Origin of the sequence: Rhizobium sp. PP-CC-3G-465 (assembly GCF_004343445.1) — a bacterium.
GTDB classification, from domain to species: Bacteria; Pseudomonadota; Alphaproteobacteria; order Rhizobiales; family Rhizobiaceae; genus Ferranicluibacter; species Ferranicluibacter rubi.
The window spans coordinates 360,463-383,624 of sequence record NZ_SLYH01000004.1; the positions used below are offsets into that span (position 1 = coordinate 360,463).

24 protein-coding genes are annotated in these 23,162 nt (G+C 62.1%); 11 read left to right on the top strand and 13 right to left on the bottom strand.

Going from position 1 to position 23,162, the window contains the following annotated elements:
* Positions 1-27: 27 nt before the first annotated feature.
* Together C8J33_RS17605 and C8J33_RS17610 are read right to left on the bottom strand one after the other, a co-directional pair.
* Positions 28-195 carry a Thivi_2564 family membrane protein gene (locus C8J33_RS17605; RefSeq protein ID WP_092936807.1) on the bottom strand — a complete coding sequence of 56 codons (168 nt, stop codon included), beginning with the start codon at positions 193-195 and terminating at the stop codon, positions 28-30.
* Between the two features lie 139 nt (positions 196-334).
* The gene (locus C8J33_RS17610; RefSeq protein WP_110802470.1) at positions 335-541 is read right to left on the bottom strand and encodes a hypothetical protein; all 207 of its coding nucleotides are present in this window, start codon (positions 539-541) and stop codon (positions 335-337) included.
* 94 nt (positions 542-635) lie between these two features.
* Here C8J33_RS17610 and C8J33_RS17615 point away from each other — a divergent pair, with 94 nt between their 5' ends.
* Entirely contained in the window at positions 636-1,607 is a 972-nt protein-coding gene (locus C8J33_RS17615; protein WP_110802468.1) for a 3'-5' exonuclease, read from the top strand.
* Between the two features lie 402 nt (positions 1,608-2,009).
* On the opposite strand, the gene C8J33_RS17620 is transcribed toward C8J33_RS17615, so the two are convergent.
* The 7 genes from C8J33_RS17620 to C8J33_RS17650 form a co-directional block, all read right to left on the bottom strand.
* On the bottom strand, positions 2,010-3,290 hold the full coding sequence (locus tag C8J33_RS17620; RefSeq protein ID WP_110802466.1) for a TRAP transporter large permease: 1,281 nt from the start codon (positions 3,288-3,290) through the stop codon (positions 2,010-2,012).
* Entirely contained in the window at positions 3,290-3,811 is a 522-nt protein-coding gene (locus C8J33_RS17625; RefSeq protein ID WP_110734815.1) for a TRAP transporter small permease, read from the bottom strand. The genes C8J33_RS17620 and C8J33_RS17625 overlap by 1 nt, the downstream gene beginning before the upstream one ends.
* Positions 3,812-3,897: 86 nt before the next feature.
* Positions 3,898-4,872 carry a TRAP transporter substrate-binding protein gene (locus C8J33_RS17630; RefSeq protein ID WP_110802464.1) on the bottom strand — a complete coding sequence of 325 codons (975 nt, stop codon included), beginning with the start codon at positions 4,870-4,872 and terminating at the stop codon, positions 3,898-3,900.
* 50 nt (positions 4,873-4,922) lie between these two features.
* Positions 4,923-5,810 carry an amidohydrolase family protein gene (locus C8J33_RS17635; RefSeq protein WP_132664983.1) on the bottom strand — a complete coding sequence of 296 codons (888 nt, stop codon included), beginning with the start codon at positions 5,808-5,810 and terminating at the stop codon, positions 4,923-4,925.
* Positions 5,810-6,958 (bottom strand): mandelate racemase/muconate lactonizing enzyme family protein, encoded by a 1,149-nt coding sequence (locus tag C8J33_RS17640; RefSeq protein WP_110802460.1) that lies wholly within the window; start codon positions 6,956-6,958, stop codon positions 5,810-5,812. Before C8J33_RS17640 ends, C8J33_RS17635 begins: the two co-directional genes overlap by 1 nt.
* 1 nt (position 6,959) lies before the next feature.
* Complete coding sequence (kdgD, locus tag C8J33_RS17645) at positions 6,960-7,865, bottom strand: 5-dehydro-4-deoxyglucarate dehydratase (RefSeq protein ID WP_132664984.1); 906 nt, start codon at positions 7,863-7,865, stop codon at positions 6,960-6,962.
* A 70-nt stretch (positions 7,866-7,935) separates the two neighbouring features.
* Positions 7,936-8,670, bottom strand: coding sequence for a FadR/GntR family transcriptional regulator (locus C8J33_RS17650; protein ID WP_110802456.1), 735 nt, complete (start codon positions 8,668-8,670; stop codon positions 7,936-7,938).
* Positions 8,671-8,794: 124 nt separating this feature from the next.
* Between C8J33_RS17650 and C8J33_RS17655 the strand changes: the two genes are divergently transcribed.
* The 4 genes from C8J33_RS17655 (at position 8,795) to C8J33_RS17670 (ending at position 14,537) form a co-directional block, all read left to right on the top strand.
* Positions 8,795-9,592 (top strand): NAD-dependent epimerase/dehydratase family protein, encoded by a 798-nt coding sequence (locus C8J33_RS17655; protein WP_110802454.1) that lies wholly within the window; start codon positions 8,795-8,797, stop codon positions 9,590-9,592.
* A gap of 36 nt (positions 9,593-9,628) precedes the next feature.
* Positions 9,629-10,345, top strand: coding sequence for a hypothetical protein (locus tag C8J33_RS17660; protein WP_110807735.1), 717 nt, complete (start codon positions 9,629-9,631; stop codon positions 10,343-10,345).
* Positions 10,346-10,447: 102 nt separating this feature from the next.
* Positions 10,448-12,040, top strand: coding sequence for an FAD-dependent oxidoreductase (locus C8J33_RS17665; protein ID WP_110802450.1), 1,593 nt, complete (start codon positions 10,448-10,450; stop codon positions 12,038-12,040).
* A 184-nt stretch (positions 12,041-12,224) separates the two neighbouring features.
* The gene (locus C8J33_RS17670) at positions 12,225-14,537 is read left to right on the top strand and encodes a PAS domain-containing protein (protein WP_165910790.1); all 2,313 of its coding nucleotides are present in this window, start codon (positions 12,225-12,227) and stop codon (positions 14,535-14,537) included.
* A gap of 222 nt (positions 14,538-14,759) precedes the next feature.
* On the opposite strand, the gene C8J33_RS17675 is transcribed toward C8J33_RS17670, so the two are convergent.
* The 4 genes from C8J33_RS17675 to C8J33_RS17690 form a co-directional block, all read right to left on the bottom strand.
* Complete coding sequence (locus C8J33_RS17675) at positions 14,760-15,239, bottom strand: response regulator (RefSeq protein WP_110802446.1); 480 nt, start codon at positions 15,237-15,239, stop codon at positions 14,760-14,762.
* A complete protein-coding gene (locus C8J33_RS17680; RefSeq protein ID WP_110802444.1) occupies positions 15,236-16,342 on the bottom strand; it encodes a PAS domain-containing protein in 1,107 nt (368 codons plus the stop codon). Before C8J33_RS17680 ends, C8J33_RS17675 begins: the two co-directional genes overlap by 4 nt.
* Before the next feature lie 113 nt (positions 16,343-16,455).
* The gene (locus C8J33_RS17685; protein WP_110802442.1) at positions 16,456-16,740 is read right to left on the bottom strand and encodes a WGR domain-containing protein; all 285 of its coding nucleotides are present in this window, start codon (positions 16,738-16,740) and stop codon (positions 16,456-16,458) included.
* 68 nt (positions 16,741-16,808) lie between these two features.
* Positions 16,809-17,735, bottom strand: a complete 927-nt coding sequence (locus C8J33_RS17690) for a GntR family transcriptional regulator (protein ID WP_110802441.1) — start codon at positions 17,733-17,735, stop codon at positions 16,809-16,811.
* Positions 17,736-17,961: 226 nt separating this feature from the next.
* Between C8J33_RS17690 and C8J33_RS17695 the strand changes: the two genes are divergently transcribed.
* The 6 genes from C8J33_RS17695 to C8J33_RS17720 all read left to right on the top strand — a co-directional run bounded on the left by C8J33_RS17695 (position 17,962) and on the right by C8J33_RS17720 (position 23,160).
* The gene (locus C8J33_RS17695; RefSeq protein WP_110802439.1) at positions 17,962-19,116 is read left to right on the top strand and encodes a mannitol dehydrogenase family protein; all 1,155 of its coding nucleotides are present in this window, start codon (positions 17,962-17,964) and stop codon (positions 19,114-19,116) included.
* Complete coding sequence (locus C8J33_RS17700) at positions 19,113-19,796, top strand: amino acid ABC transporter permease (protein ID WP_110728927.1); 684 nt, start codon at positions 19,113-19,115, stop codon at positions 19,794-19,796. Before C8J33_RS17695 ends, C8J33_RS17700 begins: the two co-directional genes overlap by 4 nt.
* A gap of 13 nt (positions 19,797-19,809) precedes the next feature.
* Complete coding sequence (locus tag C8J33_RS17705; protein ID WP_110802437.1) at positions 19,810-20,469, top strand: amino acid ABC transporter permease; 660 nt, start codon at positions 19,810-19,812, stop codon at positions 20,467-20,469.
* Complete coding sequence (locus C8J33_RS17710; RefSeq protein WP_110802435.1) at positions 20,453-21,181, top strand: amino acid ABC transporter ATP-binding protein; 729 nt, start codon at positions 20,453-20,455, stop codon at positions 21,179-21,181. Before C8J33_RS17705 ends, C8J33_RS17710 begins: the two co-directional genes overlap by 17 nt.
* Positions 21,182-21,249: 68 nt before the next feature.
* Positions 21,250-22,062: a transporter substrate-binding domain-containing protein gene (locus tag C8J33_RS17715; protein ID WP_110802434.1), complete on the top strand. Its 813-nt coding sequence runs from the start codon at positions 21,250-21,252 to the stop codon at positions 22,060-22,062.
* A gap of 87 nt (positions 22,063-22,149) precedes the next feature.
* On the top strand, positions 22,150-23,160 hold the full coding sequence (locus C8J33_RS17720) for a zinc-binding alcohol dehydrogenase family protein (RefSeq protein WP_110802432.1): 1,011 nt from the start codon (positions 22,150-22,152) through the stop codon (positions 23,158-23,160).
* The last annotated feature ends 2 nt before the right edge of the window (positions 23,161-23,162 follow it).

The window sequence follows — 23,162 nt, forward strand, 5'->3', positions numbered from 1 at the left end:
TGTTTAGTCTCATCGATCACACGTCGCCTAGAAAACGGCGAGATACTTCAGCAGCGAGATAATGCCGATGATGATAACGATGATCTGGACGATCTGCTTCGCACGGCCATCGATCGGCAGACGTGCGACAAGATAGAGAACCAGAACAACGACGAGAAACGTGATCAGGATGCTGATCAGTGCAGAACTTCCCATAACCCCAACTCCTTACATTAAAGGCCTCCGGAAATGCCTCCAGGACGCTAGAAAGTGAGATATGGCGGTTCCCTGTGAAGGGAAGGGCGTATCCGTCTGAAATTGATGGAAACTTGACGATGGCCATCGACAGGCTTGCTCAGTCGCCGATCAGCCCGTCGAAGACTTCGAGCATCGCCTCGGAAATCGCAGTGCCCAGCGCTGCGGCGGTGGCGGCCAGAGCATCGTCGTTCATGTCGCGCGCGGCGATCGCGAAGGCGGCGCCCTCGCTGGTGACGATCTCCTGTGCGCGCTGGATCGCCCAGAGCGCAAAGTCGCTGCGGCTGCCGATTTCAGTGGTTTCCACGGGCTTGCTCCTGACGTTGACCTGTCATCGAGTTATACTGATCTGAGCGAGTCCCGATAGACTCAAAGGACGAGACGGGCATAAGAGGCGGCCAATGGCAGTGCAGTTCGATATGTTTGCGCATGAGGCGCGCGAGATGGCACGACCGGCGACACGACGCGCGCGGCCGGCGCTATTGCCGTCCGGCCCGGCAGCGGAAGCGAGCCTTGTCGAGCAATTGACCCGTACCGGACGCTACCGAATCCTGCGCAAGCTGGAGCCACGCGCGGTCACCACGAAGCCGCGGCCGGGCTTCCCGCTGCGCGGCGTCATTCTGGATACGGAAACGACCGGCCTTGATCATCGCCGCAACGAGATCATCGAGATCGGCGCCATTGCGTTCACGTATAATGCGAGCGGCGACATCGGGGACATCACCGGCGTCTTCGGTGGCTTGCGGCAGCCTCTGGCGCCTATTCCCTTGGAGATTACGCGTCTGACGGGGATCACGGACGAGATGGTCGAGGGGCAGCAGATCGACGTGGCGGCTCTGGAAGCCATGATGGCGCCCGCCGACCTTATCATCGCCCATAACGCAGCCTTCGACCGGCCTTTCTGCGAGACCTTCCACCCTGTTTTTGAACGCAAGGCATGGGCCTGCTCGAATGCGGAGATCGACTGGTCGGCACGCGGCTATGAGGGCACCAAGCTCGGTTATCTCATCGGTCAGGCCGGGTTCTTTCATGAGGGGCACCGGGCGGTGGACGATTGCTTCGCGCTTCTCGAAGTGCTGAACCGTGCAGTCGATGGCGTTCCCACGGCCTTTGCCGAACTGCATGAGGCAAGCCAGGCCAGCCGCGTGCGCATCTATGCCGAGCACAGCCCTTTCGATATGAAGGACCACCTGAAGGCACGGGGCTATCGCTGGGCGGACGGCAGTGACGGTCGACCGAAATCCTGGTGGATCGAGATCGCCGAGGAGGCCGTGGACGAGGAACTGCGGTTCCTGCGCAGCGAGATCTACCGCTATCCCGAAGCCGATCCGCCCATGCGGCGGCTGACGGCCTTCGACCGTTTTCGCACCTGATCTTGAGGATCCTCTTTGCGAGTCCTGCTTCTACCGCATGGCTGCACTGCAAAGACGTCTCTGGGAGATGTCGCCAAAATCCGTATACTCAGATCCGACGAAGCGATGCACCTCCTCCCGCAAAGCTTCGTTCCGCAGACGCTCCACTCCTCCTCCCAGGGACGTCTGTTCGAACATCGGCACTCCTCCTCCCAGCCCATGTTCGGTTTTTTCGGAAAGCCTGCCGCACCTCCTCCCGCGGCAGGCTTTTCCGTTTCTGGAGGTTTTCGCCTTTGTTGCTTGAGTATGGTCGTTTCGGTCACCGGTTCTGGCGTCCATCACCTTTCCGCGCGTTCGGCGCATGCGAAAATGCCCTGCATCGCGAAATGCAGGGCGCGGGAATAGGTGGCGATACGTGCGCCCCTATCGGAACACAGCCGGGAGCCAGAGGGAGAGCGCGGGAATGTAAGTGACAAGCAACAACACCGCGATGCTTGCACCGAAGAATGGCCAGATCGTCTTCATGGCCTCCCGGATGGAAATGCCGCCCACCGCGCAACCGACGAAGAGGACCGTGCCCACCGGCGGCGTGTTCAGCCCGATGCCGGCATTGAGGATCATCACCACGCCGAAATGGACGGGATCGACGCCGAATGCCTTGACGACGGGCAGGAGAACCGGTGTCGCGATGATCACCATCGGCGCCATGTCCATGAAGGTACCGAGCAGCAGCAGGATGATGTTGATGACCAGGAGAACGATAATCGGATTGTCGGAGATGGCGCTGATCGCCGCGATCATCAGGGTCTGGACCTGCAGGAAGGCCATCAGCCAGCCGAACGCGGCCGCCGTGCCGATGACGAGCAGCACCATGGATGTGGTGCGGGCCGCCCCGAGCACCGCCTCGACGAAACCGGACCAGTCGAGTTCGCGATAGACGAGGGTGGCGACGAGGAAGGCATAGAGCACGGCGATGCAGGAGCTTTCCGTAGCCGTGAAGATACCCGAGCGCACGCCGCCGAAGATGATGCCGATCAGGAGCAGGCCGGGGAACGACGCCAGCAGGTAATAGCCGACCTTTGCGAAACCGGGGAAGGGTTCCGCGGGGTAGCCGCGCCTGCGGGCGACGATATAGGCCGTGATCATCAGGGCGCCGGCCAGCATGAAGCCGGGAACGATGCCGGCTGTGAAGAGATCGGCGACCGAGACGTTGCCGCCCGCAGCGATCGAATAGAGGATCATGTTGTGCGATGGCGGGATCAGCAGCGCGATGATCGCGGCATTGACCGTGACGTTGACCGCATAGCCGCGATCATAGCCGCGTGCCGCCATCTGCGGGATCATCAGTCCGCCGACGGCGGAGGCATCGGCAACGGCCGAGCCGGAAATGCCGCCGAAGAGGGTCGAGGCTACGATGTTGACCTGTCCGAGCCCGCCTTTGAGGTGACCGACGAGGCCCGCGGCAAAGCGGATCAGACGCGTAGCAATGCCGCCGCGCACCATGAGGTCTCCCGCGAAAATGAAGAACGGGATCGCCATCATCGCAAAGACGTTCATGCCGGAATTCATCTGCTGGAACACGACGATCGGCGGCAGGCCCATATAGAGCACGGTGGCGACCGACGCGATGCCGAGGCAGAAGGCGATGGGCATGCCGATGAACATCAGCGTGGTGAACGTGCCGAAAAGGATGGTGTAAGCCATTACGCAATCTCCGTCAGCACGACGACGTCGGTGACTTCCTGGCCGAGGGACACATCGACGAAGCGTTCTGCTGCAAACAGCGAGATCAGCACGCCACCGACGATCATGGGAATGAAATCCACCCCGCCCGGCCATCCGAGAACCGGAATGCGGGCGCTCCACGTGCCGGCAGCCAAGAGGACCGCATAATAGGCCATGGCGATGCCGAAGAGGGTGATGAGGCCAAGGCTGATCTGGTCCATCAGCTTCTGGACGGCGGGCGAGACCATGTGGTGCACCAGATCGAGGCCGAGATGCACGCTCTCGCGAACGCCGACGGCGGCGCCCAAAAGAATGAACCAGGACATGAGATGCAGCGATAGCGGCTCCGACCAGCTGGGCGTGTCGTTCAGCACATAGCGGCCGAACACCTGCCAGCCGATGATCAGCGTCATCGCGACGATCCCAAGGCCGGCGAGGTAGAGCGCCGTCCGGTTGAGCGCGGCCAGAATCGGCCGCACAGACGACATGAAATGCCGCATTGCAGAGTCCTCCCAAAGAGCCGGTGGAATGCCCGCGCCGGCATATGCAAAAACAGGCCCCATCACGGGGCCTGTCGACGCTGATATTATTGAACGGCCTGGACGCGCTCGAGCAGGTCCTTCATGGCGGGATCGGTGACGAAGCGGTCGTAGACGGGCTTCATCGCGTCGGCGAAGGGCTTCTTGTCGACCTTGATGACGTTGTTGCCGGCCGCGCGAACCTTTTCCTCGGAGGCCTTTTCGCGCGCCGTCCACAGCTCCCGCATCTTGCCAACCGAATCCTTGGCGGCCTGGCGCAGCAGAGTCTGGTCTTCGGGCGTCAGTTTGTCCCAGGAGATCTTGGAAATGACGAGGATCTCAGGGTTCAGGGAATGTTCGGTCAGCGTGTAGTTCTTCGCGACCTCGAAGTGGCGGGCGGACTCGTAGGAAGGCCAGTTGTTCTCGGCACCATCCACGACGCCGGTCTCCAACGACGAGTAGACCTCGCCCATCGGCATGGGCGTCGGGTTGGCGCCGAAGGCCTGCATCATGGCGATCCAGAGGTCGGACTGCTGGACGCGGATCTTCATACCCTTGAGATCGTCCAGCTTCTCGATCGGCTTTTTGGTGGTGTAGAAGGACCGGGCGCCGCTGTCGTAGAAGGCAAGACCGACGAGGCCATGCGGCTCGAATGCCTTCAGCACCTCATCGCCGATCGGTCCATCCACCGTATGGTGCATATGATCGGTGGAGCGGAACAGGAAAGGCAGTCCGAGAACCGTGGTTTCCGGCACGAGATTATTGAACGGCGCAGCGTTGACGCGGTTCATGTCGATGACGCCGAAGCGCGTCTGCTCGATCGTGTCCTTCTCGTTGCCGAGAACGGCATTGTTGGACACGTCGATCTTGATCCGGCCGTTCGACCGTTCCGAGAGCAACTGCCCCATATATTTGACCGCCTCGACGGTCGGATAGCCATCGGGATGGATGTCCGCGGAACGCAGGGTGATCTCCTGCGCCTGTGCGGTCGATGCGGCGAGGGCGATGCCCAGCGCCATGATCAGTTTGCCTGCGATGTTCATGTGTTTCCTCCACCGTTTCAAAAAATCCGGCTCTCCTCTGCCGGACCGCGTCAAATTCTCTTTTCGACCGCCTGCCATGCGGGAAGGCCGAACAGTTCTACCGGATTATCGACCAGCGCCTGACGAATGGCCGCTTCGTCGCCGATCCAGCCGAGAACCGTATCGGCCAGAGCGATGTCGTCGGGATAGGCGTCCTGCGTCTTCGCCAGATTGTGCGGCCAGTTGCTGCCCCAGACGATGCGCTCCGGCGCATGCACTGCCAGAACCCGCGAGAAGGCTGCGACATCGGGATAGTCAGGTCCGCCGGAACGGGAGGACTCGTAGACGCCGGCGAATTTGAACCAGCACCGACCGCCATCCATCAGCCCTCGCAGCGCCGTGATCTCGGCGCCATCCGGTGCGGCGCCTGCAAAGAACTTGCCGTGATGATCGAACACCCAGCGCGATTTCAGCGCCTTCAGCCGATCGACATGGTCGAGAATTCGGTTGCCGTCGAACTGGACGGCGACCATCCAGCCACGGCTTGCAGCCTTGGCATCGACCGCTTCCAGAGCATCGAGGCCGACGGCACCGCCCGGGAGATCCATGATGCGCACACCGACGACGCCGGCGGCCGAGAGACGATCGAGTTCGCCTTCGCTCGTCTCGGCATCGATGACGGCAACGCCGCGGGCGACGTCGCCCATCTCCGTCAGGCAGGCGATGAGGTTGCCGTTGTCGCGCTGATGGGCATTGCCCTGTGTGATCATGACACGGTCGATACCGAGCCATTTCATGAAGGCGCGGTATTGATCGGCGTCGGGCAGGCTGCCCGCCGGAAGGTCAGGACCGCCCGGCTGCGCCGGATATCCCGGCAGATACATATGCATTTGCGAATCGACGGAGCCTGCGGGGAAGGCGATCCTCGGTGCTGGTCCGGAAAGAGGTCTGACGAGCATTAGATGTCCTTTCCTGCGTCGGGCATGCGGTATTCGGCCAGCGCATCGCGATCGATCTCGATGCCGAGACCGGGGCCATTCGGGATCGTGACGACACCATCGACATGGTCGATCGGCGTCTTCACCACCGCCTGCCGGAACGGGTTTTCCGTGCGGTCGAATTCGAGGATTGGCTCCACCGGATTGACGCGCATCGGGCTCGGCACCATCGCTGCCATGAACTGGAGGGCGGCGGCGATATGCACTGCCGTTCCCCAGACATGCGGCACGACGCGCACGCCGTGAAGGGCTGCAAAATCCGTGATCCGTCGCGCCTCCGTGAAACCACCGGTGCCCGCAAGATCGGGCTGGAGGATATCGACGGCGCGGGTCTCGATGGGTTCGCGCATTCCCCAGCGGCTGTGCCACGTCTCGCCGCCTGCAACCGGGATCGGCTGGCGATCGCGAACCTCACGATAGGCGGCAAGCTGCTCGGGCACGACAGGTTCCTCGAACCAGTCGATATCGAGTTCGGCCGCGGCGTTGCCGAAGCGGATGGCGTCCAGTGCATCGTAGCCATGATTGGCATCGACCATGATGCGGAATTCCGGGCCGACGGCATCGCGCACAGCCCGCACGATCGCAAGGTCCTCGGCAACGCCGAAGCCGATCTTGATCTTGCTCGCGTGAAAACCTTCGCGCTGATAGCGGGTAATGTCGGCGACATTGTCATCCAGCCGATTGACGCCGTCCCGCTTAAAACTGCCGGTGGCATAGGCCTTGACGCTCTCGCGGAAGCGGCCGCCGAGGAGGGTCGAGACGGGCACACCGAAATGCTTGCCCTTGATGTCCCAGAGCGCAATGTCGATGCCGGACAGCGCCGTGATGGCAAGGCCGCGCTGGCCCTGGTCGCGCAGAGCATTGTAGAGCACGGCCCAGATCTTTTCGGTTTCCAGCGGGTCGGCGCCGATCAGCCACTGGGTATAGGCCTTGACCACGGCGGCATTCGGCCGGGCAGGGCCGAGGCATTCGCCCCAGCCGACGAGACCGTTGTCGCAGACCACCTCGACCAGGATATGCGCCCGCCGGTCGAACCGCATGGACGCACTCTCGAACGGCGTCGGCAGCCGGTATTCCAGCAGATGGGTGTGGACCGCCGCGATCTTCATCTCAACGCCTCCAGGGGTCGATCAGCTTGTCGAGGATGCCTTCTTCCTCTGGCGTCAGGTCGGAAAGCGGCGGCCTAACCGGGCCGGCATCGAAACCTTGCAGCCGCACGCCAGCCTTGACGGCAGCAACGGCATAGCCCTTGCGGCGGCTGCGAAGTGCCATGAAGGGATAGAAGAAATCCTTCAGGATCGTCTCGCAACGCGCACGGTCGCCGCCGCGCAGGGCGTCGTAGAATTCGACCGCGAGCTTCGGCACGAAGTTGAAGACGGCCGAGGAATAAGTGGTGAAGCCCGCTGCCAGATAGGCTTCCGCGAACAATTCCGCCGTCGGCATGCCGCCGAGATAGGTCAGCCGGTCGCCCATGGTGGCGGAGATCTGGCGGATGAGGCCGATATCGCCGGTGCCATCCTTGAAACCGATGAGGTTGGGGCAGGCGTCGCAGAGCTTCTGCAGCGTATCGACCTGTATGACCGAATTGTCGCGGTTGTAGACCATGACGCCGACGCCGACCGACTGGCAGACGCGCCGGACATGCTCGAAGATGCCGTCCTGCGGCGCATCGATCAGGTAGTGGGGCAAAAGCAGGATGCCATCGGCGCCTGCCTTCTCCGCGCTGCGGGCGATTTCGATCGCGATCTCCGTGCCATAGCCGCAGCCGGACACGATGGCGGTCTTGCCGGCCGCTTCCTTTGCGGCGCGGATGATGTCGGGAATTTCACGCGGGGCAAGCGAGAAGAATTCGCCCGTGCCGCCGGCCGCAAACAGAACGGGCGCCGGGAAACCGGCCAGCCATTCGACATGCCGGCGATAGCTCTCGGCCTGGAAAATTCCGTTTCCATCAAAATGGGTCACGGGAAATGACAACAGGCCAGCGCCAAGCGCGACCTTTACGTCTTGCGGGTTCATCGGGATGTCCTCTTTGCCTCCTCCGGCATCCCGAGATCTACAAGTTCGTCAGACGGGTGTCAATAACCTGTCATACAGCTTTTCTGTTCTCGCGCAGGAGCGAACGATAGCGCGTCTGGCTGCCGCGCAGGTGGCGGCGCATGGCCTCGCGCGCGCCGTCGTCGTCGCCGTTGGAGATGGCGAACACGATGGCGCGATGCTCCTCGTCGATCAGCTTGAGATAGGCCGTCTGGTCGGTCTCCTCGTCACCGGTGCGCAAGGCCGCCCGCGGGATGACGTTGGAGCCAATCATCGAGAGGAAATCGCGAAAACGCGGATTGTTCGTGGCCTCTGCAATGGCGAGATGGAGCGCAAAATCTGCTTCTGAACTTGAGGTGCCCGCTTCGAGGCAGGCGCGAACGGCATAGTGCCGCTCCAGAATCACTTCCTCCTGCAGCGGAGAGCGCCGAAGGGCTGCCAGACCTGCGGATTCGACCTCGACGGCCGTCCGCAGCTCCAGAACCTCGATCATGGAGGAGACGCGCGCCGGGTCGATCGTCTGCAGAGAAAGGGCAGCCGGCACCAAGAGCTGCGGCGGCTCCAGAACGAAGACGCCGGCGCCCTGGCGCGTATCGACCAGCCGGTCGGCGCGCAGGCTGGCGATCGCCTCGCGCACCACTGTACGGCTGACGCCATGCGATTTGCCCAGTTGCGCCTCACTCGGAAGCTTGGTGCCGGGCGGAAAGCGACCGTCCACGATTGCGGTGCGCAGGCTTTCTCCGAGCCTTGCCGTCAGGGTGCCTCCCGTGGCGCGGGCCTTGTTCATTCTTCGCGTCTCCGACTGATATTCGATGCAGTATACGTGCATCCGCTGCCACTGATATAGCCGATCTGTTGACGCGATTCCAGCAGCCTGTATGATAAGTTCGATAACACAGGAGGAATGACCGTTGAAACGAATGCTGGTAACCGGCGCTGCGGGCGGGCTGGGCCGCGCGATGCGCGAGCGACTAGGCAAGATGGCCGACATCGTCAGACTGTCCGATATCGCTGACCTTGGAGACGCCGCGCCGAACGAAGAGCTGATGCCGTGCGACCTGGGCGATGCCGACGCGGTGATGGCGCTGGTCGAAGGGTGCGATGGCATTCTGCACCTTGGCGGCATCTCGGTCGAGGACACGTTCTCGAAAATTCTCAACGCCAACATCGCCGGCCTCTACAACCTATACGAGGCGGCACAGGCACACGGCCAGCCACGCATTCTCTTTGCAAGCTCCAATCATACGATCGGCTTCTACCGCCAGGATGAGCATATCGACACGACATCGCCGATGCGTCCTGATGGTCTTTATGGCGTCTCAAAATGCTTCGGCGAGGCGCTGGCGCGGATGTACTACGAGAAATTCGGGCAGGAGACGGCACTGGTCCGCATCGGCAGCTGCTTCGAAAAGCCGCGGAACCACCGCATGCTCGCAACCTGGATGTCGTTCGACGATTTCGAAGCGCTGATCGGGCGGGTCTTTCACGCGCCCTTGCTCGGCTGCCCGATCATCTGGGGCGTCTCGGATAATGACTGCTCGTGGTGGGACAACAGCGCGGCCGCCTATCTCGGATGGCGCCCGAAAGATAATGCGGAGATATTCCGGGCCGAACTCGACGCCGCCATACCCACGCCGCCGAAAGACGATCCTGCTTCGCTTTACCAGGGCGGGCCTTTCGTGGCAGAGCCGATCCACAGGGACCGATAGGTCGGTCGGACGCGGGCAAGCGAGAGGGAGATGAGCATGAATTTGGCGGATATCCTGGCAGAGGCCATTCGAAACGGCGGAAGCGTTGACATCGACGCCGTGCCGCAACCGGATCTGGCTGAGGCCTATGCGATCCAGTCGGCGATACTTGGTCGGCTGAGCATCGACCCCAAGGGGTACAAGCTTTCCCTGCGAAGCGACGGTGTGCTGAGCGCGCCGTTGCTATCCGTAACCGAGGCGGCAAGCTTTCCGTATCAGCCCGGGCTGAAGCTGGAGGTCGAAATCGCGCTCGTTCTCGGTCGAGATCTTCCGGTCCGCGCCGAGCCCTACGCCCGGCAGGAGATCCGGGACACCATCGCTGCCGTCCATATCGGAATCGAGTTGGTTCGCAGTCGCTATGCCGGCGGCCCTCAGGGGCGCACGGCACTTCTGGTTGCAGACCTCATGAGCAATGCAGGCTATCGTCTCGGGCCTGCGCTCGACGCCGATGTCCTTGATGAAGGCCGGGCGGACGACCTTCGCATCATCGCAGGCGACCAACCTCTCTTCGACGCCCCGGGCGCGCACCCGGACAGCGATCCCCTGGCAGCGCTCGTCGCCTATGCCAACGAGGCCGGGCGCGCCACCAGGACATTGCGGCAGGGCATGGTCGTCACCACGGGCTCCCTTTGCGGAGGCCTTACCCTTCCATCACCGGCGACCGTTTCCATCTCGCTCGGGCGGACAACGTGGCGCATGGATATCGTCGAATAGGTCTTCCGGAATCTGACGAATCCGACGTCAACGCACTCTTCCAGCAGTTGTTTTTTCTGCAAGTATTCGATACCCCTTCCATAAGTCGAGGGTTGTTGAGATATGATGTATATTGTTTTGCAGATAAAGCGCGCCTGTTTCGTTCTGGGGCTTCTTCTGACGTTCGGAAGCGCTCAGGCTGCGGCCGCTGGTTGCCAGCGCGCCGATGTCGTCGTTTACGGGGGAACACCGGGGGGCATCACCGCGGCGATACAGGCCGCGCGCCTGAAGAAATCTGTCATTCTGCTCGAGCCGACGGCCCATATCGGCGGCTTGATGTCCAATGGCCTGACCAAGACCGACGCGTCGCCGCGCAAGAACGTCTATGGCGGCATTACCGCCGAGTTTCTGGCCAAAGCGAAGGCCTATTATGGTACGCCGGACCCGATCCGTATCTATTTCGAGTCAAAATGGGCGGAATCCACGTTTAATGACATGCTCGCCACGGCGAAGGTCAATGTCGAGTTCGGCCAACGGATTCTGAAGGTCACGAAGGTCAAAGCGGCTCTCACCGAGATTGCGATGGTGTCGGGCAACGCCTATTGCGCGACGGTGTTCATCGACGCCAGCTACGAAGGCGACCTGATGTTCAAGGCCGCAGTCGATACGGTGATCGGGCGTGAAAGTCGCAAAAAATATGGTGAGACGGCTGCAGGCGTGCAGAAGCTTGCACGTCCGCTGGTTGCCAACAAGCAGATCCTCGTCGACCCCTACGTCATCCCCGGCAACTCTCAGAGTGGACTTCTGCCCGGTGTCATCGGCGTTGGGCAAAAGCCGCTCGGCTCGGCTGACACTAGCATGATGGCGTTCAATTATCGTCTTTGCGTCACCGACACCGCCGACAATCGCATCCCGTTCTCCAAGCCTGACGGCTACGATCCGGTCCAGTATGAAACGACAGCGCGTTTTTTCGCCGCCATGCAAAAGGCCGGGTTGGGTATCGACGAGGCTTACTTCGTTGGTCGAACTCTGACAGTTCGCAACAAGCTGGATGTCAACTCGTTGCGCTATTTCTCCACCAATGTCTGGCATATCGGTTACGACTACACGGTGGGGACGGAGGCCGTGCGCGAGCAAATCCGCGCCAAGGTTCGCAACCATATCGCAGGGTTGATGTGGTTCGGCCAAACAGATCCTCGCGTCCCGGAAAGTGTCAGACAGTACATGACGAAGTTTGGGTACTGCGCCGACGAGTTTACCGATAATGGCGGTTTGCCTTACCAGATGTACGTTCGGCAGGCGCGACGTCTGATCGGACAATTCGTTCTGACACAAAAGGAACTCGTCAAGAAGACGAAGTATAAGGACACGATCGGTCTCGGCTTCTATCCGATGGATGAGCATGGTATGATCCGCACCGTGCTGAACGATTACGTTGCGGATGAATCGCGCGAAAGCATCGGCGTCGGCCCCTACGAAATCCCGTATCGCGCCATGCTGCCGAAGGCCGCGCAGGTGACGAACCTCATCGTCCCCGTCGCCATTTCCTCGAGCCATGCCGCCTTCACCTCCGTACGCGTGGAACCGACATTCATGGTGCTGGGACAGGCGGCCGGAGCTGCGGCGGCGTTGGCGCCGTCGGGCAATGTGAACAAGGTCAATGTCAACGATCTGCGCAAGAAGTTGTCGGCTGCCGGGCAGATCCTGAAGTTCTGATCGTCTCACGCAGAAACCGGCTCCGTGCGCGGAGCCGGTTTATCGGCGGTCAAACCAAGCTGCGGAGGCCCCCATGTGTGCCGCGCTGGGCACACAGGCTGATTTTCTGACCGCATTTCTGCCATCGACACGGCAGCGAGCTTGTTTCCGTCAGAGCCTGCTTGAAATACCGGCGTTCGGTCGTATGTCTGAGCCGAACATCGCAGCCACCGGATTGTCCCTTTGGCGCGGGTCCGGGAAGATTGGCCGTATCAAGGTCGACAAGGTCACGATGAACGCCGAAGAACTTGCCGCCCAGCGCATCGCCGCGATTCGTCGCAGTGGTCTTCTCGACAAGGCCGGAAACGAACAGTTCGGGCACCTGACGGAGCATGTCCGCGCGGCCCTCGATGTCCCCGTGGCGATCATCTCCATCGTAGATGAGAACCGGCAGGTTTTTGCCGGTCATTGCGGCCTGCCGGAACCATGGGCCGCACGCGGCGAAACCCCCATCACCCATTCGTTCTGCCAGCATGTCGTGGCCACGGACGACGTCCTCACGATCGAGGACGCCCGCCTGCACGACTTGGTACGCGACAACATGGCCATCGACGATATAGGCGTCGTTGCCTATCTCGGCGTGCCCATTCGCCTGCCGGACGGGCAACTCATCGGTGCGCTCGCCGCCATTGATACGAAGCCTCGAATTTGGATAGCGCGCGACCGGCTTACGTTGGAAACGCTCGCGAAGGTCGTCGAGAAGCAGATCGAGGTCGGTGTCTCCGAACTCATGTATCGTTCGCTCTTCCATGACATGCAGGAAGGTTACTATGTTGCGAGCGCTGTGCGTGATGCGACAGGTGACATCGTCGATATCCGCTTCGAGGATATCAATCCGGCTTTCCAGCGTTTGACGGGCATGAAACCCGACACGGTGGTGGGCGCCACCTTGTCGCAGATCGCGCCTGGCGTGCTCGGTGACATGATGCCTGCTTACCGGTCGGTCTTCGATCTCGGCGAGCCGATCGTGCATCTGAACCAGGCAAATGAAATCGGCGGAAAGTGGTTCGAGAACCGCATTCGCCGGATCGGGGCGGATCGCATCGCGTCCGTCTTCTCCGACGTGACGGCGCGCAAGCTGGCGGAGGAGCGCCTGCAGAAGAGCGAGGCGCACTGGCGTGGCTTGTTCGAGCAACTCGAGGAGGGTTTCATCCTCGGAGAGCTCATCCGCGATGCGGACGGTCAGGTGATCGACTGGCGCTACATCGAGGTCAACCGGGCTTGGGGAGAGCTGGTCGGCATTGCCCCTTCCTCCGCCGTCGGGCGAACGGTTCACGAGGTTTTCGGTGGCAGCGAAGACGCGTGGATCCCCGCATTTGCGGCTGTCGTCAGCTCCAACGAACCGCTCGTCTTCGTGCGGGAGGTCGGGACGACAGGCCGCTGGTACGAAGGCCATGCCCAGCCGCTCGACGCGGAGCGTTTCGTCGTTCTGTTCGTGGAGGTCACCGCGCGCCTGAAGCTGGAAGCGGAACTGCGCGACCAGCAGCGGCAACTCTCGACCATCATCGACACCATGCCGGTCGGCGTGCTTCTTGCGGAAGCGCCGACGGGTCGGATCATCCTCCAGAACGAGCGATCGCAGCAGTTGCTGGGCCGTGACGCGACGGCCGCACAGTCGGTGGATGAATATGATATCTTCGTCGCGACCCATCACGATGGCTCGCCGTTCGATCCGCATCATTATCCTTTGGCCCGCATCATGGCCCGCGAATGCGACAGCGCAACGGTCGAGGTGCTCTATCACCGGCCGGACGGCAGCAAGACCTGGATCTCGATCGTAGGCGAGGCCATCAAGGACCTTTCCGGAGATCTCTCGGGCGCGGTCGTCGCGGTCACCGACATCTCCGACCGCAAGATGGTCGAGGCGGAAAAGGAACTCATCAACCGGGAAATAGCGCACCGGCTGAAGAATATGCTGGCGATGGTCCAGGCCATCGCCACCCAGACGCTGCGTCCGGTAACCGAGCAGGCCCATGTGCGCACTTTCGAGAAGAGGCTCCATGCGCTCAGCCGGGCCCACGACGTCCTGCTGCACGACAATCACGATTCCGCACCGATCCAGGCGATCATGGCAACGACGCTCGAGAGTCTGGCACCTGCGGATCGCGTCGATCTGCGCGGCCCCCGGACGATCGTCGGCCCGAAGGGCGCCCTGTCGCTTGCCTTGTTGCTGCACGAGCTTGGCACCAACGCGGTGAAGTACGGCGCCCTGTCGAACGAGCATGGTCGCGTTGCGATCGACTGGTTCATCGAGGGGAAGGGCGTGGAGCGTGCGCTGCACATGACGTGGCAGGAGACCAATGGTCCGATCGTTACGCCGCCGGAGCGCAAGGGTTTCGGCACGAAGCTGCTGCGCATGGGTCTGGCCGGCGCAGGCGGCGTCGATGTCGATTACGCGCCAACCGGTCTCGTTGTGAAGATGGTGGCTTTGCTGACACAGCTTCAGCAGACGGAGTGAGGCACCGCACCTGCTGCGGCGGTCCATGTCGCGGGAAAAAACGCTAACGGCGGAGATCGGGAGCGGTCAGCTGGTTGCAGCTACATATTATGAATGCGCTCAGGCATGTTGCTGATTTGAACGTCTGCGATCGCGTCCGCTACGCTTTTACAAAATCGCTGAAGATTCACTTGGAATACAGGTCAACAACGTCGCCTCGACCCACCAAGCCCGACCCATCACCTATCGATCCATCTGCGACCGCACCGACCAGATTTCGCGAACCGCGGGCGCAGCCACGAAGCTGGAGGGCTGGCTCGATGCTGGAGGCGGGTCTGCAATGCCTTCGCCGAGATAGTTCAGCGCCGATAGAAAGCCGCTCCGCGAGAAGGGCTTGGCGATGACGCCGTGGGCGCCGGAGAAGTCGTCGGGAATCTTCTTCGGGTTTGCAGTGACGAAGACGATGACAGCGGAAGGCCACCTGTCCTGGATCAGCTTCGACACGTCTAGGCCGTTCGTGCCCCGAGCAAGCTGCATATCGACCAGCGCGAGATCCGGCGCCGGCTCGGTTTCCATGGCCTCGACCTCGTAGAGGGAAGCAGCTTCGCCGACGACGCTGTGCCCGGCTTCTTCAACCATCATTTCCACATCCATGGCCAGCAGAGGTTCGTCCTCCACGATGAGAACCTGCAGGGCCTTGAAGGCCGGGGGGGAGGGGGTCATGATGTCTGCTCCATTTCCGGTATGCGCAACGTCACGCGGGTGCCCGTCGGCAAACGGTCCCACGCGACAGTCGTGCCGCTTTGCGGCGACAGGCGTTTGATCAGGGCGTGACCGAGGCCACTGGACGCGGGGTCCATGATCAGCCCGACCCCGTCGTCTTCGATCGAGAGTGTTGCTTCCTCGCCATCGCGGGTCGCGATGATCGAGACGGATCCCGCACGGTTTTCGCGCAGCCCATGCTTGATGGCGTTGGTCAGGACCTCGTTCAGGATCAGTCCGAGCGCCGATGCATGCTCGGAGCGCACCTCGATCGGCTCGATATCGCATTTCAGCCGGATATTGCTGCGTCCGCTGGCGCCGATCACATCCGAGGCAAGGTTCGCGGCGAAGGCCGCAACGTCGAAGCGCGTCACGTCGTCGGCCTGATAGAGCCGGCGGTGAACCGTCGCGAGCGCGTCGATCCGCTCCATCATCGTTTCGAGCTTTACCCGGATATCGGCATCGTCGATCGCGCGGACTTGCAGCCGCAAGAGGGCACCGATCATGGTGAGGTTGTTCTTGACCCGATGATCGACCTCGTGAAGCAGCAGTGTCTTGGCTTCCAGCGCTTTTTCCAGGTCTGCCGTGCGGCGCTTGACCTCGCTGTCGACGGCGGCCTTCTGTGCGGCAATCGTCTCCTGCGCCATCACGCGATCCGTCACGTCGAGCTGCGACGCGAAGAAGAATTGAACGTCTCCGCTCTCGCCGCGAACCGGGCTGAGGAACAGAGCGTTCCAGAAGGTCGAGCCATCCTTGCGGTAGTTCAGCAGGTCGATGTGAATGCTTTCTTCGGCCCGGATGGCAGCACGGATTTTCGCAATGCTGGCTTCATCCGTGTCAACGCCTTGCAGAAACCTGCAGTTACGGCCGACGATGTCTTCGCGATCGTAGCCGGTAAGGTGCTGGAATGCTTCGTTGCAGAACACGATCGGGTTGTCTGGCTGTGCAGGATCCGTGATGACCATCGCCATGCGAGTGGCACGCACGGCAGCAGCAAAGGGATCACCCCGGCCATGCTCGTAATCGAGAATTTCCGTCAGGTGCCAATCATCTTTCTGGCTCATGCGTACTCCAGGCGCCGAAAAGGATGCAATTACAACGGCCACTCATAATGCCACATAGCGCCGTTTGTTCCGGCCACCTGAGACTCTGCGGAAATCCGAGCGAACGTGACCGACTATGACAGACGATACGCGGCAGGCACCCGGCTGGATGTGGTGGGTCTCGGACGATAGCCTCTCTGCCGCTTCTGCCGTGCGACCTCCAGGAAGAGCATGACGGCCGCCGCCTCGTCCTCGAACAGATGTATCTTCTCGCGCCCCGTCGTCCCGATCCGCCCCCAGCGGCGGACGAGGGAGGTCTTGCCGAACAAGGAGGGCTCGATCGACAGGGCGTAGAACCGGGCCATGTTTTTCGCCGGCTGGGTGCGCTCGATGTAGAGGTAATAAGGGTGCTGGTTCATGGGGCGAGAATCGCCCGTGGCTGAGAAAGCGTCCAACCAAACTTATGAATCGATCAGCGCCGTCCGATTCACGCGGGTGATGCATCCGGAGCCGAAGGTACCTTCATGCGCAGTTCGATCGAGCGCAACAGGTTGGAACGTGCCGTCTTCAGGTGCTGGCGGCAGGCGCGGTCGATGGCCTTGAGGTCGCGGCGCAGCAGCGCCTCGATATAAGCAAGGTGCTCGGTCAACGCGGTGAAGGTGCGCTGTTTCTCGTCTTCCGCATCCCACTGGGCATTGTAGTGGAAGAGCATCGAGATGATGTCGTAGAAATCCTTGATGAACCGGTTATCGGCGGTCTCGTGGACGGTGCGGTGCAGGCGTTCGTCCAGATCCGGAAACAGACCGTAATCCGTGTCGATGCTTGCCAGCAGGGACCGGTGCTCCGCCTCGATCGTCCGCATGCGCCGCCACGATCCGGAATCGTCTGGCAGATCGATGAAGCTGCGCGCGGCACGCAGCTCGAACATTTCGCGGACCTCGTAGATCTCGTTTGCAAAGGCCGGCGTGACGCCCTTGAAGAGCCAGGCACTGTTTGGACGCCGCTCGATAAGGCCGAAATGCTGGAAATGCGGCAGGTGTTCGCGGATGATCGTGGTCGACGTGCCGAACTGTCGCGCAAGTTCCGTAGCCGTCAGCAGATGACCCGGCCCGATATGGCCGTCCAATATCCATTCCAAGAAGCGACGCTCGACGGTGGCGCTGGTCGACAGGGTCTGCGTGTCGGGAAAGGCATCGTCTGGCGCGGGGCGGCGAGACAGCCGGCGGGCGCCGCTTTCGCGACGGAGGATGCCAGCAGCTTCAAGCCCGGTCATGACCGTGCGGATGGTGGTGCGGCTGACGGCCAGCGACTGCGAAAGCTCGTTCTCGGAGGGCATTTCGGCGCCGAGCGGCAGGCTCCCGCAGATTGCGAGGCAGCCGTTGTAACTCCGCTTGTAGACCGCATTTCCCTTCATTCCAAACGCCTCCCCGCCGGTCCCCATGTCGGCAGCCTCCTGTTTATTGCATAAAATAAACAAAATAAAGCATTGCGTGGCAGTTTGTCTTTTGTATATAAAACGCAAGGGAGAACCTGAGGAGGATCTAACGCATGGGCAGATCGAACATCAGCAGAACAGCGTGCAGCGCCATGTTTGCCGTCTGTTACATGCCTTCAGGCTCTGCCACGTCAGAGCTTTGCGTATGAGCACGCGCATCATTCAGTTCGGAACCAGCCGCTTTCTTCAGGCGCATGTCGATCTCTTCGTTCACGAGGCGCGCGAAGCCGGTCAGGCGATCGGTCCGATCACCATCGTCCAGGTCTCGGGCTCCGCAGAACGCGCCGGCCGTGTGGCCGCCTTCGGACATCCGCAAGGCTATCCGATCATCATCCGCGGTATCGAGGCAGGCCGGCAGGTCGAGCGCCGGATCTCCGTCACATCGGTCGACGGCGGCATCTCCGCGCTGGCCGATTGGGCAAAGCTGAAGGCGCTGTTTGCAAACGACGCCGCTTTCATCGTCTCCAACACCGGCGATCGCGGTTACGAATTGTCTGCGGATGATCGCAGCGACACGCTTTTCTCAGGACGCATCCCCACATCGTTCGTGGGCAAGCTTGCGGTTCTGCTTTTCCACCGCTGGCAGGCGCAGGGCGGTCCGCTCACCGTGCTGCCGTGCGAGCTTTTGAACCGCAATGGCGACATTCTGCAGCAAGCCGTTCTATCGCTTGCTGCCGAGGCCGGTGCAGACGAGGCGTTCCTCCACTACGTGGAGACCGAGGTCATCTTCGCCAACACGCTCGTGGACCGCATCGTCTCCGAGCCGATCGAGCCGGTTGGTGCTGTCGCCGAGCCCTACGCGCTCTGGGCGATCGAGGCGAAGCCCGGACTGGCGCTCCCGTTCGACCATCCGTCCGTCGTTCTGACCGACGATCTCGAGCCCTATGAGCGGCTGAAGCTGCATATCCTCAATCTCGGCCACACGGTCCTCGCCGACATCTGGCTGCGCGAAGGTCGCGCACAGGACGAGACGGTTCGGGCGCTGTTGCAGGACGCGGCGATCCGCGAGCAGTTGCTTGCCGTCTACCGGCAGGAGGTCGTTCCGGGCTTTGCCGCGCATGGCATGGCCGACGCCGCGAAAGCCTATGTGGAGGTGACGCTGGAGCGGTTCGACAACCCGTTCCTCGATCACCGCGTCGCAGACATCGCCCAGAACCACGGCGTCAAGATCGAGCGGCGGATCGGCGCCTTCCTCGACTGGGTGGCGGAGACCGGGACGACGCCGGCAGCGCCGGTCCTTCGCGGCCTCATCGCCGGGCAGGCCGTGGCGACGCATGAAACGGAGAGGGCAAAGGCATGACCTATACGTTCGATTTCTCCGCGCTTCTGCCGTACTGGCCGGATTTCCTCTGGGGTGCGGTTCTGACCCTGCAGCTTTCTGCCGTCGCGACGGTCGCCGGCTTCATCGTGGGCACGCTCTGTGCCATCGGGCGGGCCGACGGATCGCCGGTCGTCAAGGCGATCGTGGCGGCCTATGTCGAGGTGATCCGCAACACGCCGCTGCTGGTGCAGGTGTTCATCATCTATTTTGGCATCGCCACACTCGGCATCCGCGTCTCCGCCAATCTCGCGGCCATGATCGCGCTCACCGTGAATGTCGGTGCCTATACCTGCGAGATCGTGCGGGCGGGCCTCCAGTCCATTCACCGCTCGCAGGTCGAAGCGGCGGAGTGTCTCGGGCTTTCGAAACCGCAGATCTACTGGCATGTCATCGTGCGCCCGGCGATCGAGCGGGTCTATCCCTCCCTGACCAGCCAATACGTGCTGCTGATGCTGGCGTCCTCCATCACCTCGCAGATTTCCGCCGAAGAGCTGACCGCCGTCGCCAACCGCATCCAGTCTGGCACCTTCCGCGCGTTCGAGACCTACATCGTCGTCGGCCTCATCTATCTCGTCCTGTCCTTCGTGATGCGCGGTGCCTTCACCGCCTTCGCCCAGGCAGCCTTTACCCGCCGGCGCAAGCTCGGCACGACATTGTGAGGCGGCCCCTGTGATGACGACCCCCACATTCAGCCTGCTCCACGTCGAATTTTTGGCATGGGCCGCTCTCTGGACGCTCGGCCTCTCAGCCATCGCCTTCATCGGCGGCGGTCTCCTCGGCTTCGGCGTCATGCTCGCCCGCATCGGACCGTCGAAACTTCTACGGCGGGCGGCCAGCACTTACATCCAGATCGTGCAGGGCACGCCCCTGCTGATCCTCCTGTTTCTCATCTATTACGGCATCGCCATCTTTGCCGGCCCCGGCTTTCCCGCCATCCTCGCAGCGGGTGCGGGTCTGACCATCTACGCCTCCGGCTTCCTCGCCGAAATCTGGCGCGGCTGTATCGAGGCCGTTCCGAAGACCCAGTGGGAGGCTGCCGAATGTCTGGCGCTGACACGCTGGCAGCGCATGATGCGGGTGATCCTGCCGCAGGCCCTGCGCATTGCGACGCCACCCACGGTCGGCTTTCTCGTGCAGATCGTGAAGAACACGTCGCTCGCGTCGGTCATAGGCTTCATCGAGCTGGCCCAGGCCGGCAAGCTCATCAACAACTCCATCTTCGAACCGTTCACCGTCTTCATGGTGGTGGCAGCGTTCTACTTTGCGATCTGCTTCCCGTTGTCCATGTGGAGCCGGACGCTTGAAAGGAAGCTCAATGTCGCCGGTCGTTAAGCTCAGAAACGTTCACAAGTATTTCGGGGCTCTCAAGGTTCTGGAAGGCGTATCCTTCGAGGTCGAGCGCGGCGGTGTGGCTGCGGTCATCGGCCAGTCCGGCTCGGGCAAGTCCACGGCGCTTCGCTGCATCAATGCGCTGGAGACCATTCAGGACGGCACGATCGAGGTCTGCGGCCATGCCGTCGGCGACCCGAAACTCGACCGCCGTGCGCTTCGCCAAGATGTCGGCATCGTGTTTCAAAGCTACAATCTCTTCCCTCACCTGACGGTGGAGCAGAACATCATGCTGGCGCCGACCTGCGTGAAATCGATCGGCAAGAGCGAAGCGCGCGACCTTGCGCGGGATGTGCTGGCACAGGTCGGATTGTCGGAAAAGGCACAGCAATATCCCGAGCAGCTCTCCGGCGGGCAGCAGCAACGCGTGGCGATCGCACGGTCGCTGGCCATGCAGCCGAAGCTGATGCTGTTCGACGAGGTTACGTCGGCCCTCGACCCGCAGCTGACGGGCGAGGTTCTGAAGGTCATGGAGGATCTGGCACGCGGCGGCATGACCATGATCCTCGTCACTCATGAAATGGCGTTCGCCCGCAAGGTCGCAAGCCAGGTCATCTACATGCACAAGGGCCAGGTCTGGGAGACCGGCCCCGGGTCCATGCTCGACGCCCCGAAGACGCCGGAACTGGCGAACTTCGTGGGCAGCGGCCTCTAAAGCGAACGACTTGCGTCAAAGCAAGAGGCCCGCAAACGCTTACAGTCATTCAACCGGGAGGAACGACCATGAACAGACGTAACCTGCTTTCCACCATCTCCGCGGCGGCCTTCGCCCTCGTCATCGGCCTGCCGGTGCTCGGCGGCTCGAACGCCATGGCCGATACGCTGGCCGACATCCAGCAGCGCGGCAAGATCCGCATCGCGGTCGATCTGGGCTCGCCACCCTTTGGCATGACGGACGCGCAGATGCAGCCCACGGGCTCGGACATCGAGAGCGCACGTCTGGTTGCCGAAGCGCTCGGCGTCGAACTGGAACTGGTGCAGGTCACCGGCCCGAACCGCGTTCCCGCCCTCCTCACCGGCCAGGCCGACATCGTCATGGCCTCGTTCAGCGTCAATGCCGAGCGCAAGAAGGTGATCGATTTCACCGATGCCTATGGCGTTATCCAGATCGTGGTTGCGGCCGGTTCGGCTGGCGCAAATGTGACCAAGCCGGAAGATCTCAACGGCGTACAGGTCGGCACGACGCGCGGCTCGACGAACGATCTCGAAGCGACGGCCAAGCTGCCGGGCGCGCAGCTGACGCGCTACGATGACGATGCGACGCTCGTCACGGCCCTGGTCTCCGGCCAGGTCGACGTCATGGCATCCTCGCTGCAGATCATGTCGGCGGTCAACCAGCGCCGCACGGCCGATCCGCTGACGCTCAAGATCGTGCTGAAGACCAACCCCTACGCGATCGGCCTGCGCAAGGGCGATGACACGCTGAAGGCCAAGCTGAACGAGGTCATCGCCGAAAACCTGAAGAACGGGAAGCTCAGCGAGATCTACAACCGCTACACGGGCGTGCCGCTGCCGGCGACCCTGCCCAAGACCTGATCGCGCCGCTGACGGCGATACCGCGGGAGCCGGTCGCTCGGCTTCCGCACCATGACGAGACTGCGAACGATCTGCGAAGGTGATGCTATGAAAGCCCTGATCTGCAACGAGCCCGGCCGTCTTTCGGTCATCGACCGCCCCGTCCCCGTGCCGGCGCCGGGCGAGGTTCTGGTCCGCATCCGCCGCGTCGGCATCTGCGGCACGGATTACCATATCTTTCAGGGCAAGCACCCGTTCCTCGAATATCCCCGGGTCATGGGGCATGAACTGTCGGGCACGGTCGAGAGCGTGCCGCAAGGCAGCAAACTGAAGGCGGGGGAAGCGGTCTATATCGTGCCCTATCTCTCCTGTGGCACCTGCCACGCCTGCCGGAAGGGCGTGTCGAATGCCTGCCAGAGCATCGCCGTGCTCGGCGTGCACCGCGATGGCGGCATGGCGGAATATCTCTGCGTGCCGGAAGGCAACGTCGTGTCGGCCGGTAGCGCCTCGCTTGACGCCGCAGCCACGATCGAATTCCTGGCCATCGGCGCGCATGGCGTGAAGCGCGGCAGCGTGTCTGCTGCAGACCGCGTTCTCGTCGTCGGCTCCGGCCCCATCGGCATGTCGGCGATCATCTTCGCCAAGGCGCGCGGCGCGCATGTCACGGTCATGGATGTCCGCGAGGATCGTCTGGGCTTCACGCTCGACCGGCTGGGCGCCGATGCCATGATCATGGCGGACGCGTCGGCGGAAGCCGAGGCATCGCGGATGACCGGCGGAGACTTCTTCGACGTCGTCATCGACGCGACCGGCAATGCCGGAGCCATGCAGCGCGGCTTCGGTTTCATCGCCCATGCCGGGCGCTACGTGCTGGTCAGCGTCGTGCGTACCGACATCACCTTCTCCGACCCGGAGTTTCACAAGCGCGAGGCGACGCTGTTCGGCAGCCGCAACGCGCAGGCCGACGACTTTGCCGAAGTGGTGCGCCAGATGGCGGCCGGCCGCGTGCCCGTCGATGCGCTCATCACGCATCGCGGCGCGCTTGAGGATGGTCCTGAACTTTTCCCGCAGTGGCTGCGCCCGGAAGCTGGTACCATCAAAGCCATTCTGGAGATTTGACC